Source organism: Clostridium sp. BNL1100 (assembly GCF_000244875.1).
Lineage (GTDB): Bacteria > Bacillota > Clostridia > Acetivibrionales > DSM-1351 > Ruminiclostridium.
Genome location: NC_016791.1, coordinates 1,891,018 through 1,906,975 on the forward strand (window position 1 = coordinate 1,891,018; position 15,958 = coordinate 1,906,975).

The 15,958-nt window shown below is 35.1% G+C and carries 17 protein-coding genes; 14 read left to right on the plus strand and 3 right to left on the minus strand.

Annotated features, from left to right (window positions below; genetic code table 11):
- Positions 1–4: 4 nt before the first annotated feature.
- The 8 genes from CLO1100_RS07870 (at position 5) to cls (ending at position 6,890) form a co-directional block, all read left to right on the plus strand.
- Complete coding sequence (locus tag CLO1100_RS07870) at positions 5–2,242, plus strand: HDIG domain-containing metalloprotein (RefSeq protein ID WP_014313225.1); 2,238 nt, start codon at positions 5–7, stop codon at positions 2,240–2,242.
- Positions 2,229–2,714, plus strand: coding sequence for an rRNA maturation RNase YbeY (gene ybeY / locus CLO1100_RS07875; protein WP_014313226.1), 486 nt, complete (start codon positions 2,229–2,231; stop codon positions 2,712–2,714). Before CLO1100_RS07870 ends, ybeY begins: the two co-directional genes overlap by 14 nt.
- Before the next feature lie 8 nt (positions 2,715–2,722).
- The gene (locus tag CLO1100_RS07880) at positions 2,723–3,100 is read left to right on the plus strand and encodes a diacylglycerol kinase family protein (RefSeq protein ID WP_014313227.1); all 378 of its coding nucleotides are present in this window, start codon (positions 2,723–2,725) and stop codon (positions 3,098–3,100) included.
- Between the two features lie 25 nt (positions 3,101–3,125).
- Positions 3,126–3,515 (plus strand): cytidine deaminase, encoded by a 390-nt coding sequence (gene cdd / locus CLO1100_RS07885; RefSeq protein WP_014313228.1) that lies wholly within the window; start codon positions 3,126–3,128, stop codon positions 3,513–3,515.
- Positions 3,516–3,534: 19 nt separating this feature from the next.
- Positions 3,535–4,431 (plus strand): GTPase Era, encoded by an 897-nt coding sequence (gene era / locus CLO1100_RS07890; protein ID WP_014313229.1) that lies wholly within the window; start codon positions 3,535–3,537, stop codon positions 4,429–4,431.
- A 91-nt stretch (positions 4,432–4,522) separates the two neighbouring features.
- Entirely contained in the window at positions 4,523–4,657 is a 135-nt protein-coding gene (locus CLO1100_RS20220) for a YqzL family protein (protein WP_004620214.1), read from the plus strand.
- A gap of 19 nt (positions 4,658–4,676) precedes the next feature.
- Positions 4,677–5,426 carry a DNA repair protein RecO gene (gene recO / locus CLO1100_RS07895; protein WP_014313230.1) on the plus strand — a complete coding sequence of 250 codons (750 nt, stop codon included), beginning with the start codon at positions 4,677–4,679 and terminating at the stop codon, positions 5,424–5,426.
- 3 nt (positions 5,427–5,429) lie between these two features.
- On the plus strand, positions 5,430–6,890 hold the full coding sequence (cls, locus tag CLO1100_RS07900) for a cardiolipin synthase (RefSeq protein ID WP_014313231.1): 1,461 nt from the start codon (positions 5,430–5,432) through the stop codon (positions 6,888–6,890).
- Positions 6,891–7,103: 213 nt separating this feature from the next.
- On the opposite strand, the gene CLO1100_RS07905 is transcribed toward cls, so the two are convergent.
- Positions 7,104–8,165, minus strand: a complete 1,062-nt coding sequence (locus tag CLO1100_RS07905) for an acyltransferase family protein (RefSeq protein WP_014313232.1) — start codon at positions 8,163–8,165, stop codon at positions 7,104–7,106.
- A 137-nt stretch (positions 8,166–8,302) separates the two neighbouring features.
- Between CLO1100_RS07905 and CLO1100_RS07910 the strand changes: the two genes are divergently transcribed.
- Genes CLO1100_RS07910 through CLO1100_RS07925 form a run of 4 tightly spaced genes read left to right on the plus strand, consistent with a single transcriptional unit; the run spans position 8,303 to position 13,160 of the window.
- Positions 8,303–8,794 (plus strand): HD domain-containing protein, encoded by a 492-nt coding sequence (locus CLO1100_RS07910; RefSeq protein ID WP_014313233.1) that lies wholly within the window; start codon positions 8,303–8,305, stop codon positions 8,792–8,794.
- A 53-nt stretch (positions 8,795–8,847) separates the two neighbouring features.
- Positions 8,848–10,599 carry an ABC transporter ATP-binding protein gene (locus CLO1100_RS07915; RefSeq protein ID WP_014313234.1) on the plus strand — a complete coding sequence of 584 codons (1,752 nt, stop codon included), beginning with the start codon at positions 8,848–8,850 and terminating at the stop codon, positions 10,597–10,599.
- A complete protein-coding gene (locus CLO1100_RS07920) occupies positions 10,596–12,332 on the plus strand; it encodes an ABC transporter ATP-binding protein (protein ID WP_014313235.1) in 1,737 nt (578 codons plus the stop codon). Before CLO1100_RS07915 ends, CLO1100_RS07920 begins: the two co-directional genes overlap by 4 nt.
- Before the next feature lie 42 nt (positions 12,333–12,374).
- Positions 12,375–13,160, plus strand: coding sequence for a hypothetical protein (locus CLO1100_RS07925; protein ID WP_014313236.1), 786 nt, complete (start codon positions 12,375–12,377; stop codon positions 13,158–13,160).
- A gap of 85 nt (positions 13,161–13,245) precedes the next feature.
- Here the strand turns inward: CLO1100_RS07925 and CLO1100_RS07930 are convergent, their stop codons facing one another.
- Entirely contained in the window at positions 13,246–13,449 is a 204-nt protein-coding gene (locus CLO1100_RS07930; protein ID WP_014313237.1) for a DUF896 domain-containing protein, read from the minus strand.
- A 161-nt stretch (positions 13,450–13,610) separates the two neighbouring features.
- Here CLO1100_RS07930 and CLO1100_RS07935 point away from each other — a divergent pair, with 161 nt between their 5' ends.
- Positions 13,611–14,078 carry a chemotaxis protein CheW gene (locus CLO1100_RS07935; protein ID WP_014313238.1) on the plus strand — a complete coding sequence of 156 codons (468 nt, stop codon included), beginning with the start codon at positions 13,611–13,613 and terminating at the stop codon, positions 14,076–14,078.
- Between the two features lie 184 nt (positions 14,079–14,262).
- A complete protein-coding gene (locus CLO1100_RS07940; RefSeq protein WP_014313239.1) occupies positions 14,263–14,556 on the plus strand; it encodes a YmaF family protein in 294 nt (97 codons plus the stop codon).
- A 111-nt stretch (positions 14,557–14,667) separates the two neighbouring features.
- Here the strand turns inward: CLO1100_RS07940 and ychF are convergent, their stop codons facing one another.
- Positions 14,668–15,762, minus strand: a complete 1,095-nt coding sequence (ychF, locus tag CLO1100_RS07945) for a redox-regulated ATPase YchF (protein ID WP_014313240.1) — start codon at positions 15,760–15,762, stop codon at positions 14,668–14,670.
- Positions 15,763–15,958: the final 196 nt, after the last annotated feature.

Sequence of the window (15,958 nt, forward strand, 5' to 3'; positions counted from 1 at the left end):
GCCAATGATAAAAAAGAAGAAAGGTAATGGCAGGCTGAAAAAGATTGCGAGAAATTTCGCTTTTCAGCGTGCTTTTCTTGTTATTATTACAGTAGTGATTGCATTCATAATAATTCAGACGGGGGCACTGCCTAAAAAATACAGATTAAGTGTAGGGGATGTGTCCACTTATGATATTACAGCACCTAGAGATTTGGTTAACGAGGTCCTGACAGAAAAAAACAGAATATCTGCAAGAGAAAGTGTTGAGCCTGTTAACAAGGAAGATACAAAAGCTTTTGTAGAGGTTATTTATAAGAAAGATGATTTTTTCAAGGCAGTTTCATCTGCCAGAGATAGTATTGATAAAAATTTAAAGCAGCTTGGTGTAGGTACAAATACCCGGGATTATGATGTGTATTTGAAACAGGCCCGTGATGAAGCAATAAGCAGCCTCACACAGCATGTATCCCAGCTAAATATACCGTTATCAACAGACCAGATAAATTATCTTGTATCCAAAATTTCAGATACAGAACTTGATAATTTTGAAGAGATTACCCGTCGGCTAGTTTCGGATGCCATGTCTGAAGAGGTAACTGAAAGCAATCTTGCTATTCACATACATAGGCTGCAGAACAGTTATCAAAGTGAACAGGGAATAAGCCAGGAACTTAAAAATATTGGTAATCAGCTTGTAAAAGCAATATTGAAGCCAAACAGGGTTATAGATGAAGCGGCTACTTCAAAGAAACAGCAGGAAGCCTACAATAATGACGCAAATATTGTAAAAATCAAAAAGGAATCAAGGATTATTAGCTTTGGTGATGTGGTAACAGAAGACAAGTTACAGCTTCTTGAAGAGTTAAATTTGCTGGAAACAAAAAGTAAATATGATTACCTTTTCTCAATAGGTACTCTTTCAACTATTTTATTTCTTGCGGGTTTGGTTATAGTGTTCCTTAAAAAATACAACAAAAAAATATACAACGACAGAAAGGACTTGTTATTATTATCCTTAATAGTTGTTATAATACTTGTTTTGGCTAGATGCCTCTATCCTTACTACGAGGGTCTTGTAATACCGGTTTTTGTAGGTACAATGCTGGTTTCTATACTTTTAAATATGGAGCTTGCCGTTGTAATAAACTGTGTACTTACAGTCGGTATTTCAATTATGATTAAGGGTGACAATAAGTTTTTGTTTATGGGCCTAATTTGTGGGGTTATTTCTGCTTTTCTTGTAACCAAAGCAAGCCAACGCAGCAAATTATCCATGAATGGAATACTACTTGGATTGATAAATGTCGTTCTTGTAGTTGCACTGAACTTTATATATAAAAGTGACGTACAAACAATTATTACGGACAGTATAGCCGTCTTTCTAAACGGACTGATTTCAATGGTACTTACTATAGGTTTATTGCCATTTTTGGAAAGTGTTTTCAATATTGTGACGCCATTAAAGCTATTGGAAATTTCCAACCCAAATCATCCTTTGTTAAAAAGATTACTGATAGAAGCACCGGGAACCTATCATCACAGTCTAATGGTAGGGAATCTGGCAGAGATAGCTACGGAGGATATTGGAGGGAATGCTTTATTGTCCAGAGCAGGTGCTTATTTTCATGATGTTGGAAAATTGAAAAGGCCGGACTTTTTCAAAGAAAATCAGTTGAACGAAAATCCCCATGACAGGATGACTCCAAACCTAAGTACTCTTGTCATAACATCACATGCCAAGGATGGAGTAGACATTGCTATAAAGTACAAGCTTCCTACTGCAATCAGAGATATAATAAAACAGCACCATGGCACAACTCTGGTAGCTTACTTTTTTCATAGGGCAATGAAAGCCGGAGGGGATGAAGAAATAAAGCAGGAGAATTTCAGATATGAAGGCCCAAGGCCCCAAACAAAAGAAGCAGCTGTTGTTATGCTGGCTGATTCAGTAGAAGCAGCCGTAAGATCAATGACAGACAAAACGGAAGGAAAAATAGAAGGCTTGATAAGAAAAATAATCAAGGATAAGCTTGATGACGGTCAGCTGGATATGTGCCAGCTTACGCTTTCAGACCTTGATACTATAGCTAAATCCTTTATGAGAGTACTCAGCGGTTATTTTCATGCAAGAGAACAATATCCTGAAATAAAAGACGCATTAAAAAAGGATATTTTTATAGAGGAAAAGGGAGAGTATAATAAGGAGAAGGATTCGGAAGATAAAAGAATAGGTGGAGGAACAAAACTTGATAATAATTGAAAATGAGCAGAATAAAGTTATAGTAGACAAAAAAATAGAAAGCCTTATAGAAAAGACAATAAAACTGTGTATGAAGTCAGAGAAGCTTGACAAAGATTACGAAGTAAGTGTTTTAATTGTAGATGACGACGAGATAAGAGGTATAAACAAAGAACATAGGGATATAGATAAATCAACAGATGTTCTATCCTTCCCTATGGTAGATTTTAAGGACGGTAAGCTTATATCGGATGAAGGGGACTATGATCTTGAAATGGGCGAGTTAATTCTGGGAGATATAATTATTTCTGCTGAAACTGCCAAGAGACAGGCGGAAGCCTACAGCCACAGTTTTGAAAGAGAGATGGCTTTCCTAACAGCACATTCATGCTTCCACCTTTTAGGATATGATCATATGGAAAAGAATGAGGAAGAGATAATGTTCAAAAAGCAGGAGGCCATTTTGAAGGAAATCGGACTTCCCAGAGAATAAGGAGTACTATGAAGAATAGAAATCTTATAGAAAGCTTTAATAATGCTTTTCAGGGCATTTGGTATACTATTGTAAATGAAAGAAACATGAAAATCCATTTGATAACAGGGACTATTGTAATATTACTGTCGCTGTGGGTTAGGGTTAGCAAAATTGAGCTTACTATACTATGTCTTACAGTATCAATGGTAATTTGTTTTGAATTAATTAATACAGCTGTAGAAGTTGTCGTTAACATAATAGTTGATGTTTACCACCCCAAAGCCAAGATTATTAAGGACGTTTCAGCCGGTGCCGTTTTTGTATCGGCAATTTTTAGTATTATAATAGGATTACTTATTCTGTGGGATAAAATTATACATAAATTGACTATTTTACTAGCATAGTTATAAATAAAAAGGAGGCTTCAAGATGAATGATATGGAGCTAGCATCTTATGCGAGAAAGGCCATGGATACAGCGTATGCCCCTTATTCAAAATTCAAGGTGGGTGCTGCACTATTAACCGCTTCAGGTAAAGTATATACGGGCTGTAACGTTGAAATAGCTTCTTTTGGTGCAACAAACTGCGCAGAGAGAACGGCTATATTCAAGGCTGTTTCAGAAGAGGGCAGGATAAAGATTGATAGAATTGCTATAGCCAGTGAGGATGAGGACTACATATATCCTTGCGGCATTTGCAGGCAAGTAATGGCTGAATTTGCAGATGATGAAATGGAATTGATATGCACTAAAAAAAATGGTGAATATATAAAAATAAGGTTTGGGGATTTACTTCCAAACGCATTCAGAACTTTTTAATAATATATTGGAGGAGAAAATGTCATATAAATCAGGTTTTGTATCAGTAATAGGAAGGCCTAATGTAGGAAAATCAACACTTTTAAATACGATAACAGGTCAGAAAATTGCAATAATGTCGGACAAGCCCCAGACTACAAGAAATACTATAAGAGGTGTTATAACAAATAAAGAATGCCAACTTATATTAATAGATACTCCGGGTATTCACAAGCCAAAAACTAAGCTTGGAGAATATATGGTAAACGTTGCTTCCGAGACAATAAAGGAAGTTGATTTGGTTCTGTTTCTGGTTGAAGCGAATGCGCAGCCGGGAGCTCAGGATATTAACATTATTCAGCAGTTAAAGCAGGTAAAAACTCCTGTTTTTCTTATATTAAATAAGGTTGATCTGATTAGCAAGGATAAATTGTTGGCAATAATAGACAGCTACAGCAAACTTATGGATTTTAAAGCGATTATTCCGATTTCGGCATTAAAAAATGACGGTATTGATATAATATTAAAAGAGGCATTGGATTATATACCGGAGGGGCCGCAGTTTTTCTCGGAAGATATGCTGACAGACCAGCCTGAAAAAGTAATTGCTGCTGAAATGATAAGGGAAAAAGTGCTGCTTAATCTTGATGACGAGGTTCCTCACGGTGTTGGTGTAGAGGTTACATCCTTCAAGGAAAGGGAAGACGGGCTTATAAATATTCAGGCCACCATATACTGCGAAAAAAGCTCTCACAAGGGCATAATCATAGGTAAGCAGGGTAATATGCTTAAAAAAATCGGAAGTGCTGCCAGATACGAAATTGAGCGCCTGCTGGACACAAAGATATTTCTGGAACTCTGGGTAAAGGTAAAGCCGGACTGGAGAAACAGCGACAATATGCTCAAAACACTTGGTTATAAAACAAATAAGAATTAATCGGGTATACTCTTGGCGAATTGTGAGAGAATATATGATGTAGAGAAAATATAGTTCTAAACAAATTTTTAAGCCAAGGGGGCTGACATTTATGTTACTGGACTTTGTATGGAATGTTTTTAAAACAACAGGAAGTATTGATTCTTATGTTCTAATGAAGGAGATCGAAGAAAAGTTTAAGTCTGAAACAGCAGAGAATGTCATGCGAGAGGAAACAGAAGTCTAGGTAATTATCGGGGTTAAGAATGAGTTATGTTAATTATAAGGGGTTAGTTATAAAAGAAGTAAATACTGGTGAAGCAGATAAGATTATTACGGTACTTACTGCTGAAGAAGGTAAAATTTCAATAGCTGCAAAAAATGCAAGAAGAGCGAAAAGCTCATTGAGCGCAGGGTCACAGCTTTTTGCCTATAGTGAGTACATGCTGTTTAAAGGAAAAGAACTTTACAATATGTCAAGCTGTCAGGTACTAGAGCCTAATTATGAAATAAGAAACGATATAGAAAAACTGACATACTGCTCTCATATACTTGAGTTGATTTCGGATAATGTTCAGGAGGGAGAACCATCAGAAGAGGTCCTTCGGCTTCTTCTGAACACACTCTATGTCATTTCCAAAACCAACCGCCCGCTTAAACTTATAACTGTAGTTTTTGAGTTAAGGCTCATGTCCCTGCTGGGATATGAGCCGCATGTTATAAGTTGTGTAAACTGCGGGAAAGCACAGGATGAGAATATGTACTTTGATTTTGACAGCTCAGGTCTTGTTTGTAAAAATTGCTTAAATCCAAAGTCAAGGTCTATATCGCTACTACCAGGTACTGTCAAGGCTTTGAAGTACATAATATTCATTAGCCCTCAAAAACTGTTTAATTTTTCACTTTCCCAAGAATCTATAAAAGAATTAGGGGAAATATCCAAAAGATATATAAAGGAGCACATCGGAAAAGAGTACAGAAAACTTGATTATCTGAAACAATTAAAGCTGGAGTGAGACATGAATACAAACTTATATTCAGCACTTTCATTAATTATAATAATATCAAACAGTATTTTCGTTATTACAGCACTCTTTTTTGAAAGAAAAAAGCCTGTTCGTGCTTTGAGTTGGATTTTAGCACTCACTCTATTGCCTGTAGCAGGTTTTTTACTATATTTGATATTTGGCAGACCATTAAATTTGAAAAAGAAAAAATTTCATATAAAAAATCATAAAGATGTTGAGTACAGTAGAGAGATTTATCAAACGTTAGGTACTGTTTCTTATGATGAAACCATGTTCAAGGAATCCTATAATCATTATGTGAAGCAGCTAATAAATTTTAATATAAATCTGCCCCAAAGCCCTTTTACCAATGATAATAAAGTAGAAATATTCACCAAAACTAAGGAAAAATACGATTCCTTGTTAAGAGATATAGAAGGTGCTGAAACTTCTATTCATATGCTGTATTTTATTATAAAAAATGATAAAATCGGTACACTGGTAATAAATACTCTTGCTAAAAAAGCAAAACAGGGTGTTACTGTAAGGGTACTCTTTGATCACGGACAAAATCTATTTCTCCCGTATAAAGCTTTTAAAACCATTATAGATAATGGAGGAGAGGTATTAAGCTTCTTTTCAAATTCAATAGATAACTACCTTAAAGCAAACTATAGAAATCACAGGAAGATAGTGGTTATTGACGGAAAAGTAGGATATGTAGGAGGAATTAATATCGGTGATGAGTATCTGGGACTGCACAAAAGAATCAAGCCGTGGAGGGATACTCATCTTAAAGTAACAGGAAGCAGCGTTTACTGCCTTCAACTCAGGTTTATGACAGATTGGCTGTATGCTTCCAAAAAAGAAGTAGACTTCGGAAGGTTGGATAAATATTTTAGGCCAATCAACAGAGAAGAAAGAGGAGATGTAGCTATTCAAATGGTATCAAGCGGACCCGATACCAATGCAGAGGAGATCAAGAGGGGCATGATAAAAATGATTAATTCTGCAAAATGCTCTATTCTTATTCAGACCCCTTATTTTGTTCCGGACGATTCATTTCTTGAAGCTTTACAAAATGCTGCAATGTCGGGTGTAAATGTGGTTATCCAGATACCTGAAGTACCTGACAAAAGACTTGTCTACAAAGTAACAACATCCTTTATTGAAGATGTCATGGATTTTGGAGTAAAGGTTTACTTGTATCCGGGTTTTTTACATTCAAAAATGATAGTAATAGACGACACTTGCTGTTCCATAGGTTCTACAAATATGGACATGAGAAGTTTTTCACTGGATTTTGAAATCAACGCTTTTATGTATGGTCATGACATTACTCATAAATGTTCAACTATATTTTACAATGACCTAAATATATCCAAAGAGGTAACCGAAGAAAATTATAAAAACAGAGGTGTACTGTCAAAAATACTGGAAAGCATTTGTAGACTGTTATCACCGCTTCTCTAAATATATATTCCTTTAGAAAAAGTTACAAATATGACACAAATAAAACACATTTATTATTTATACTTAAAGACGTAAATGTGTTTAGAAATCTTTGTATACTTTAGAGGAGGTAGTATTCTTGAATCGAAAGATGCTTGGAATAATTATAATGCTTCTTGCAGTAGTATTTCTTCTTTGGGGATGGAATAATATGGCCTGATACAAGTAAAGTAGCTATATCAAATATTTTCTTACAAGAGGAATCTTAGATAAAATGATGTAAACTAAAAGACTTATCCCGAGATTAATTAAAGTAAGAAAAGGTATAGAAATAACAGGATTGGCAATAGTACTCTCAATTTTAAGTTCCCTGTAAGCTATATTTATGAAATCATGAAAAAGATAAACACAAAAGCTCCCCTGAGAAATAAAGCCAAACAATTTCAGAACTTTATCGGATTTAAAAATAACGTTTATGTTTCTTGCAAGTAAAAATATCGCACAAGCCATAAGAACAACGTTAGGAGACATACCTTCAAGGAAAAGTGTATTTAGTGTATTTGATGATTCTGACCTATAAATAGTTCCTGCCAAAGTTGTAGCAAATCCTGCAGCTCCCAGTAAATACATAATGTAGTTTGTTTTTTTAGATAAAGTGTATTTATGTAAATAATGTCCTAGGATAAAATATCCGACGGAGGAGTATGCCATTGCTATTTTATACTGAACTACTATTCCTTTAAGCATATTAAATGGATAGAACTTTACAATAAAGGGGTATACAATTCCAAGAACAAACCATGCACATAGGGCGTATTCAATCTGACGCCTGTCCGCTGCATTCGTAAATACACGGATAATAGGAATAAGAGCATATATAAGAATGATTATATACAAATAATATAAATGAAAATGTGTATTACATGTAAGAAGATTTTTTACTGACTCCTTCAATACGGATAATTCTATAAATCCGGTATGTACATAATTCAAATAAACGTCACATGCTTCATACAATACAGCCCAGAAAACAAGTGCTACTATAAGTCGTGGTAAGTACTTACTAAATATCCGTTTTATGGAAACATTTTTATCGGAATTAAGAAATAATACTCCGCTACACATGAGAAAGACAGGAACACTCCATCTTACCACTGCTCCCCAGAAAACCGAAAGGTTCCAGTTTACAGAGGCAACTTCATAATTTATTAATGCTCTGGATGAAACATGAATAATTATAACGCCTAATATAGCTATAGTTTTTAGGAAATCAATAAACGGAATGCGTAGTTTCATTGTGAACCCTCTTTATGATATAAGAATATTAACTTTCCTTATTGTATCATAAAATTTCTGCTATCTGCATTGTTTTTCAAATATCAATGCAATATAATTGATAGAAATGAATAAAATCCGAAATAAAGGAGTGTAATATGACAATAAATTCAGACAAAATAATAAAGGAAATGATAAACTATTTCAATAAAGATGTTAAACGTATTAACCATGCTTTAAAGGTTTATAGCTTTTGTAATACTATAGGTACATTAGAGCAGCTTAATGATAAAGAATTGCTGATTGTAAGCCTTTCGGGAATTCTTCACGATATAGGAATCAAAGAGGCCGAAAAAAAGTACAATTCGTCTGCGGGACCGTATCAGGAAAAGGAAGGGCCTGCAATAGCAAAAGAGATAATGAATAAATACGATATCGATAATGATACTATTGAACGAGTTTGTTATATAATAGGGCATCACCACAGCTATAATAAAATAGATGGAGTAGATTTTCAAATACTGGTTGAAGCAGATTTTCTTGTGAACATATATGAAGATGAAATGGACAAAAATGCTATAACTACTGTCAGAGGTAAATATTTTAAGACAAAAACGGGTTCATCAATACTTGAAGACATGTATCTTTAGTTAGTTGCAACATTAGTAAAATAAGTTAACGTAAAATTGGAGGAAGTTATTGATTGTTTAAATTAATAAAATATTTAAAGCCATACCAGAAACAAGTTATTTTAGGTCCGGCATTTAAATTATTTGAAGCAATACTTGAATTGACAATACCTTTATTAATGGCAAAGCTTATTGATAATGGTGTAAAAGCAAACAATCCATCATATGTATACATGATGGGAGGGATAATGGTTGCAATTGCAATAACCGGAGCCGGCTCCGCATATATATGCCAGTATTATGCATCTATAGCTTCACAGGGGTTTGGAACGTCAATGAGAAACCTTTTATTCAAAAGGATACAAGGATATTCCTTTAATGAACTTGATAAAATAGGAACTCCTTCTCTCATAAATAGAATAACCAGTGATGTAAACCAGCTCCAGCTTGCAGTGGCCATGCTGATAAGACTTGTAGTCAGAGTTCCTTTTCTTTGCATTGGCGGTTTGATAATGGCAATGACCATCAACTTGAAGCTGTCTGTAATACTATTTATAACAATGCCGTTGTTTGCACTGGTTATATATTTTATAATGTCAAGAACAATACCACTGTATAAAACAGTACAGAAAAAGCTTGATACATTGTCGGTAATAGTACGTGAAAATTTGTCCGGAGTAAGGGTAATACGTGCGTTTGCAAAACTGGACAAGGAAAGAGAGCGTTTTTCAAAAGGCAACAGGGAATACGCAGATATGTCTATTAGTGTAGGTAAGGTTTCGGCACTTCTAAATCCTGCTACAACAGTTATAGTAAACCTCGGTGTTGCTGCGATACTGTGGTTTGGCGGAATACAGGTATATCATGGTACAATGACTCAAGGTGAAATAATTGCTTATATCAACTATATAAACATGATTCTTTCCGCACTTATTGTACTTGCTAATCTAGTCGTCACCTTCACAAAGGCGGCAGCTTCAGCAAACAGGGTCAATGAGATATTGGAAACTCAGCCGTCTGTAATGGACAGGGCTGATAGTGTCACAGATGTAAAGGCTGCTGTCGATGTTTCGGCAGGAATGCCTTTGATTGAGTTTAGAAATGTACGATTTACATACGATGGAGCCTCAGAGTACGCTTTGAAAAATATATCATTCGGAATCAAAAGTGGACAAACTGTAGGCATAATAGGTTCTACCGGGTCAGGAAAATCCACTCTTGTAAACCTTATTGCCAGGTTTTACGATACTACTGATGGTCAAATTCTGATAAACGGAACAGACATTAGAAATATCAAGCAACAGGATTTAAGACAGAAAATAGGACTTGTTCCTCAGAAATCAGTTCTATTTTCAGGAACTATCGAGGAAAACATAAAGTGGGGAAATGAACTGGCACAGGAAATTGATATTTATTGGGCTGCCGAAATTGCTCAGGCAACAGAATTTATCAAGCAAAAACCTGAAGGCATTAAGGCTCACGTTACTCAGGGCGGAGCGAATCTTTCAGGAGGTCAGAAACAAAGGCTTGCAATTGCAAGGGCTGTGGTCAAAAGGCCGGAAATACTTATTCTGGATGACAGTACCAGTGCCTTGGATTATGCTACAGATGCAGCTTTAAGAAGACAAATCAAGGATAATCTTAAAAGGCTTACAGTAATAATGGTAACACAAAGAGTAGCTGCAATCAGAGACGCAGATTTAATAGTAGTACTCGATGATGGAGAAATAGTAGGAATAGGCAGAAATGAAGAGCTGCTGGAATCCTGCCCTGTCTATGAGGAAATATACTATTCACAAAGAAAAAGCGAGGTAGCTCAGACATGAAAAGTGATGCAGTTAAACGCCTCGGCAGATACATTTTAGCCAATAAGCCATATCTGCTGGGAGCTGTACTATTTGCAGCATTAAGTAATATCCTTATGGTGGCAGGTCCATTTATAATAGGTAAAGGTGTTGATGCTATTGTCGGAAAAGGACAGGTTGATTTCAAAAGTATTCTTAATATTGTTATAGTTATATTAATATTGTATTTAGTAAGTGCATTTTTTCAATGGAGTTTGCAGGTAATTACGGCTGTACTGTCAAATAGAATAGTAGAGAGGTTGAGAAAAGATGTATTTGACCATATTCTTGAAATGCCTTTGAGGTTTTTTGACCAAAAGCCTCATGGTGATATAATGGGCAGGCTTACAAATGACATGGAAAATATAGGTGAAGGAATTTATCAGTCTGTTACTCAGTTTTTTACTGGTATAATATCCATTGTTGGTTCACTTGTTTTTATGTTTGTTTTGAATCCTTGGATTACACTTATAGTAATTGTAATGACACCTGTTACATTTTTAATTGCATCATTTATAACAAGACGTTCATCAAAAATGTTTAAGGAACAGTCAAAGGTAAATGGTGAGCTAAATGGTTATATTGAAGAGATTATAGGCAATCAGAAGGTTGTAAAAGCATTTAATTATGAGGAAAGGGCTCAGAAGAAATTTGAGGAAATAAACGGACGTTTGTATAAATGCGGAAGATGGGCGCAGTTCTATTCATCTCTAGTAAACCCGTCTACACGTCTGGTAAATAATATAACATATGTTTTGCTTGGAATGACTGGTGGTATTGCGGCACTTGCCGGCAGGTTAAGTATAGGTTATATCTCCAGCTTTCTAACCTACTCAACCTACTTTTCACAACCCATAAACAATGTAACAAGTGTAACAACCCAGATACAAAGTGCTGTTGCTTCTGCGGAAAGGGTTTTTGCAATAATGGACGAGGAAATTGAGAAACAGGCGGATATTAATGATATTGAATTAAAGAAAACTAACGGGAATGTCAGATTCGACGACGTATCATTTTCTTATGTTCAGGAAAAGCCTTTGATACAGGACTTTAACCTTGATGTTAAGGAAGGACAGAGAATTGCGATAGTTGGCCCAACCGGTTCAGGGAAAACTACTCTTGTTAATCTGTTAATGCGTTTCTATGAAACAGATAAAGGGTACATATATATTGATGATAAAAGTATAAGTAAAATATCCAAAGACAGTCTTAGGCAGTCTTTTGGAATGGTTCTTCAGGACACATGGCTTTTTGCGGGGACAATTCGTGAAAATATAGCATACGGGAATCCGAAAGCTACTGATGAAGAAGTAAAAAAGGCTGCGGTCTCCGCAAATGCACACAGTTTTATAAAGAGACTTCCGAAAGGTTATGATACAGAGCTCACAGAAGGTGGAAGCAACTTGTCACAGGGCCAAAGACAGTTATTGACTATTGCAAGAGTTATGTTGGTTATTCCGCCTATGCTAATATTGGATGAGGCTACCAGCAGTGTTGATACAAGAACAGAGTTAAATATACAGAAAGCTTTTTTGAAGATGATGGAAGGAAGGACAAGTTTTGTTATAGCTCATCGCCTTTCCACCATTAAAGAAGCGGATGTTATACTTGTTATGAATAATGGTAGGATTGTTGAACAGGGAAGTCATGAAGACTTACTGAAAAAGAATGGATTTTATAAAAAATTATATTTAAGTCAATATGAGAATACTTGAATAAATGAAGATTGACTAAATAAAAAAGACAGGTGTTGCTAAATGAATAAGTTAATTGAGAAATATACATTAAACAGGAGGCTTTTGGCAGAAGCCCTGGTTGAAAAGGATTACATGGAGCTGTATGAGGCTGAAATCCTTAAAAATCAATTTGTAGCCAAACTTGGCGAACCAAGATATGAGCTTCATAAGCTTGAGCTTGCTATAGCCAGAACCAAACTTAAACTTGAAATGATTGAAACTTGTGAAAAATTCAAGATACCAATAGACTATTCCTATATCGACAGAGAATTAGAAAAAGAGTTTGAAAAACACTATGAAGTACTTAAAAAAATGAGACTGGAAATAGAGTATGTTCATTCAATAGACTACGCTATGGAGAAGAAGAAACGTGACAATGAATTGGAAATGAAGGATGTGTATCTTGAAATAGCAAGCTATATTCATCCTGAATTGACAATAAATCAGGATATAAGCAAACGAACCTGGAAAACAGTAGAAAAAGCATATCAGCAGGGAGACATAGAAAAATTAAAAAGGCTTCGTAAAAAAGTTATTAAAGATTTTGGCAATATAAGCGAAAAGCATGAAGACTTAAAAAAACAGCTTACTGCAATAAAAGAGCGAAAAGCAGCTGTTCAGAACGAAATACAGGCTATGAAGAAAAGCTTTCCTTTTTCAGAATCGGATATGCTTGATGATGAAGTTGCTGTTATGAAATTCAGGGACGATATGGACACGGATATAAGAACCGCAAAAGAGGTACTGGACAAATTGGAAAAACAGGTACTGGAAAAGCTGCCTCCCGTGGGGAGATATAAAAATTAAAGCCTACAGGACATAAAATAAACCGGGAAAGGTGTTAGCAGACCTGTTCCCGGTTTATTGCTTTTAAACCGGCATATTTCAGGATTTAGTTGTCCTTTCTGAGACTTCTTCTGTTTCCGTCAGCATCTACAATAACTGTGTTGTCCAGTGTAGCCTTTAAATTTGCCCGAAATGCTTCGATATATTCTTTTCTTAGCTTATCTCTTTCAGCTAGCTCAGAACTCGTAAGAGAACCTGATTTCGCTTTTCTTGCCAGTTCATTCAATCGTTCAATTCTATTCTTCTCCATAAATATAACCAATCCTTATCAATCATTTTGCATAAAACACATGAGTATTATAACAAAAAACATTTGATTGTAAAAGAAACTGTCAATATTTCTTTAAAAAGCTTATCCGGTATGATAATATAAATATGCAAAGTTAATTTATTCTTCGGGAGGTTGGAGATATGAATGATATACAGGTTGTAGTTTTTGATTTGAACAATGAGCTTTGTAGTGTGGAGACTTCAATTGTCTATAAAATAGAGAAATATGGATCAATATCACTTGTTCCACAAATGCCCGATTATATTAAAGGAATATATAATCTAAGGGGGAAAGTTGTCCCTGTGGTAGACCTTAATAAAAGGTTTAATTTAGGAGAATCAGAAGTAACAAAAAAGACAAAGATTATAATAACTGAAAAGGATGATCAATTGTACGGATTTATGGTAAACAATGTTACTGAAATAATAAATCTTAATGAGAATTCTGTTGACAGATCCGAGGCAGTAATAAAATTAAACAACAAGAAATACATAAAAGGCATAGGTAAGAATGACGGGAAGCTTTTCTCAATAATTGATTTAAATGAAATTTTACATAATGAAGAGATAGAAGAGGTAACAATGGCACTTTCAGAAAACATAAATTAATGTCTGGTTATTTACATAATATAAAAACCCGAAAATAATAACTTTCGGGTTTTTTGTTTTTTCTAATACTAATATCATACTAAAAGTGTAACAAAAAGAAATATGTAAACATAAAATATTATCAAGCGGTTAATCAATGTAATCTTGTCCGCATATGAGTTATAAAGGAGGGAAATAAGGTAATATGGAAAATAAGCTTCACTCACATAGCTTTGCGGGAAAGACTTCAAATATTGAAGATCACATTCATCAATATTCCGGCAAGACTGATAAAACCAGTGACCAGATAGGGCATAAACACTATATTGAAGGATCAACTACGTTGGAAGATGGTCATGTTCATTATTATAGAATTGCTACTAGCCCTGCTATTTATGTAAACGGTGGACATTATCACGTTTATATGGGAAATGCAAATTTTGCAAAAAATCATGTTCAGGTTATAGCAGGCGACACATCCTTCTTTAAGAAAGATTAATGTTTACAGGGGACTTATCCGGTGCATAATAAATGACGGTGAATATAAAATATAAAACCTGCTGTTCTTGGTCAACAGCAGGTTTTATCATTATCATTGAATTAAGCTAAATTATACATTAAATCTGAATAATGTAACATCTCCGTCATGCATTACATATTCCTTACCTTCGGACCGAACCAGGCCCTTTTCCTTCGCAACCGTATATGAGCCACAACTAATTAAATCGTCATAAGCTACAATTTCAGCTCTGATAAAACCCCTTTCAAAGTCGCTATGGATTTTACCCGCAGCCTGAGGTGCTTTAGTTCCGTTTGTAATAGTCCATGCTCTTACTTCCTGTGGGCCGGCAGTCAGATAGCTTATAAGCCCCAGAATTTTATAACTTGCTTTAATGAGCTTGTCCAGACCGGATTCTTCCAGTCCCATAGCCTCAAGGAAGTCAGCCTTTTCTTCATCATCCAGCTGAGCAATTTCTTCCTCAATCTTTGCACAAATTACCATAACTTCTGAATTTTCTTCAACAGCCACTCCTTTAAGCTCTGCAAGAAATCTGTTACTATCCAGAGAAGATAGGTCTTCTTCGGAAACATTTGCAGCATAAAGAACAGGTTTTAATGTTATAAGAAATAACTGGTCAACAAGCTGCTGTTGCTCTTGGTCAAAAGACATTGACCTTACAGGTCTTCCGCTTTCAAGGTGAGCCTTTATGGATTCGTATAGCTCCATTTCAATCTGGAACTTCTTGTCTCCTGATTTAAGCATTTTTTTCGTTCTGTCGATTCTTCTCTCTATCATTTCGAGGTCTGAGAAAATCAATTCCAGGTTAATTGTTTCAATGTCTCTTTTTGGACCAATGGAACCGTCAACATGAACAATATTGCTATCCTCAAAACATCTTACAACATGAACAATTGAATCAACTTCCCTTATGTGAGAAAGAAATTTATTTCCCAACCCTTCACCTTTGCTTGCACCTTTAACAAGGCCTGCGATATCAACAAATTCAATTACAGTAGGGGTTATTTTTTCAGGGTTATACATTTTTGCAAGCATGTCCAGTCTTTCGTCAGGAACAGCTACAATTCCTACATTTGGTTCAATAGTACAAAACGGATAATTTGCACTTTCTGCACCTGCTTTTGTTATAGCATTAAAAAGAGTGCTTTTGCCTACGTTAGGTAGTCCTACAATTCCTAATTTCATTTATATATCTATCCTCTCATGGTTTGTAACATCAAAAAATACCATAAAAATTATATACTATATGATTTTTCATTGCAATAATATTAAGTTTATGCGTTGTATTATTGATTTTATTTTTTTATTAAATTAATATATAAAGCGAGAAAAAATAATCAGACATACAATATTCATAATCGTATACTAGAATGTAAATACA

What these genes read in the sequence shown, in the direction of transcription:
- CLO1100_RS07870 (WP_014313225.1), top strand. Translation starts at nt 5, where the DNA reads ATGATAAAAAAGAAGAAAGGTAATGGCAGGCTGAAAAAGATTGCGAGA.
- CLO1100_RS07880 (WP_014313227.1), top strand. Translation starts at nt 2,723, where the DNA reads ATGAAGAATAGAAATCTTATAGAAAGCTTTAATAATGCTTTTCAGGGC.
- cdd (WP_014313228.1), top strand. Translation starts at nt 3,126, where the DNA reads ATGAATGATATGGAGCTAGCATCTTATGCGAGAAAGGCCATGGATACA.
- era (WP_014313229.1), top strand. Translation starts at nt 3,535, where the DNA reads ATGTCATATAAATCAGGTTTTGTATCAGTAATAGGAAGGCCTAATGTA.
- CLO1100_RS20220 (WP_004620214.1), top strand. Translation starts at nt 4,523, where the DNA reads ATGTTACTGGACTTTGTATGGAATGTTTTTAAAACAACAGGAAGTATT.
- recO (WP_014313230.1), top strand. Translation starts at nt 4,677, where the DNA reads ATGAGTTATGTTAATTATAAGGGGTTAGTTATAAAAGAAGTAAATACT.
- cls (WP_014313231.1), top strand. Translation starts at nt 5,430, where the DNA reads ATGAATACAAACTTATATTCAGCACTTTCATTAATTATAATAATATCA.
- CLO1100_RS07905 (WP_014313232.1), bottom strand. Translation starts at nt 8,165, where the DNA reads ATGAAACTACGCATTCCGTTTATTGATTTCCTAAAAACTATAGCTATA.
- CLO1100_RS07910 (WP_014313233.1), top strand. Translation starts at nt 8,303, where the DNA reads ATGACAATAAATTCAGACAAAATAATAAAGGAAATGATAAACTATTTC.
- CLO1100_RS07920 (WP_014313235.1), top strand. Translation starts at nt 10,596, where the DNA reads ATGAAAAGTGATGCAGTTAAACGCCTCGGCAGATACATTTTAGCCAAT.
- CLO1100_RS07925 (WP_014313236.1), top strand. Translation starts at nt 12,375, where the DNA reads ATGAATAAGTTAATTGAGAAATATACATTAAACAGGAGGCTTTTGGCA.
- CLO1100_RS07930 (WP_014313237.1), bottom strand. Translation starts at nt 13,449, where the DNA reads ATGGAGAAGAATAGAATTGAACGATTGAATGAACTGGCAAGAAAAGCG.
- CLO1100_RS07935 (WP_014313238.1), top strand. Translation starts at nt 13,611, where the DNA reads ATGAATGATATACAGGTTGTAGTTTTTGATTTGAACAATGAGCTTTGT.
- CLO1100_RS07940 (WP_014313239.1), top strand. Translation starts at nt 14,263, where the DNA reads ATGGAAAATAAGCTTCACTCACATAGCTTTGCGGGAAAGACTTCAAAT.
- ychF (WP_014313240.1), bottom strand. Translation starts at nt 15,762, where the DNA reads ATGAAATTAGGAATTGTAGGACTACCTAACGTAGGCAAAAGCACTCTT.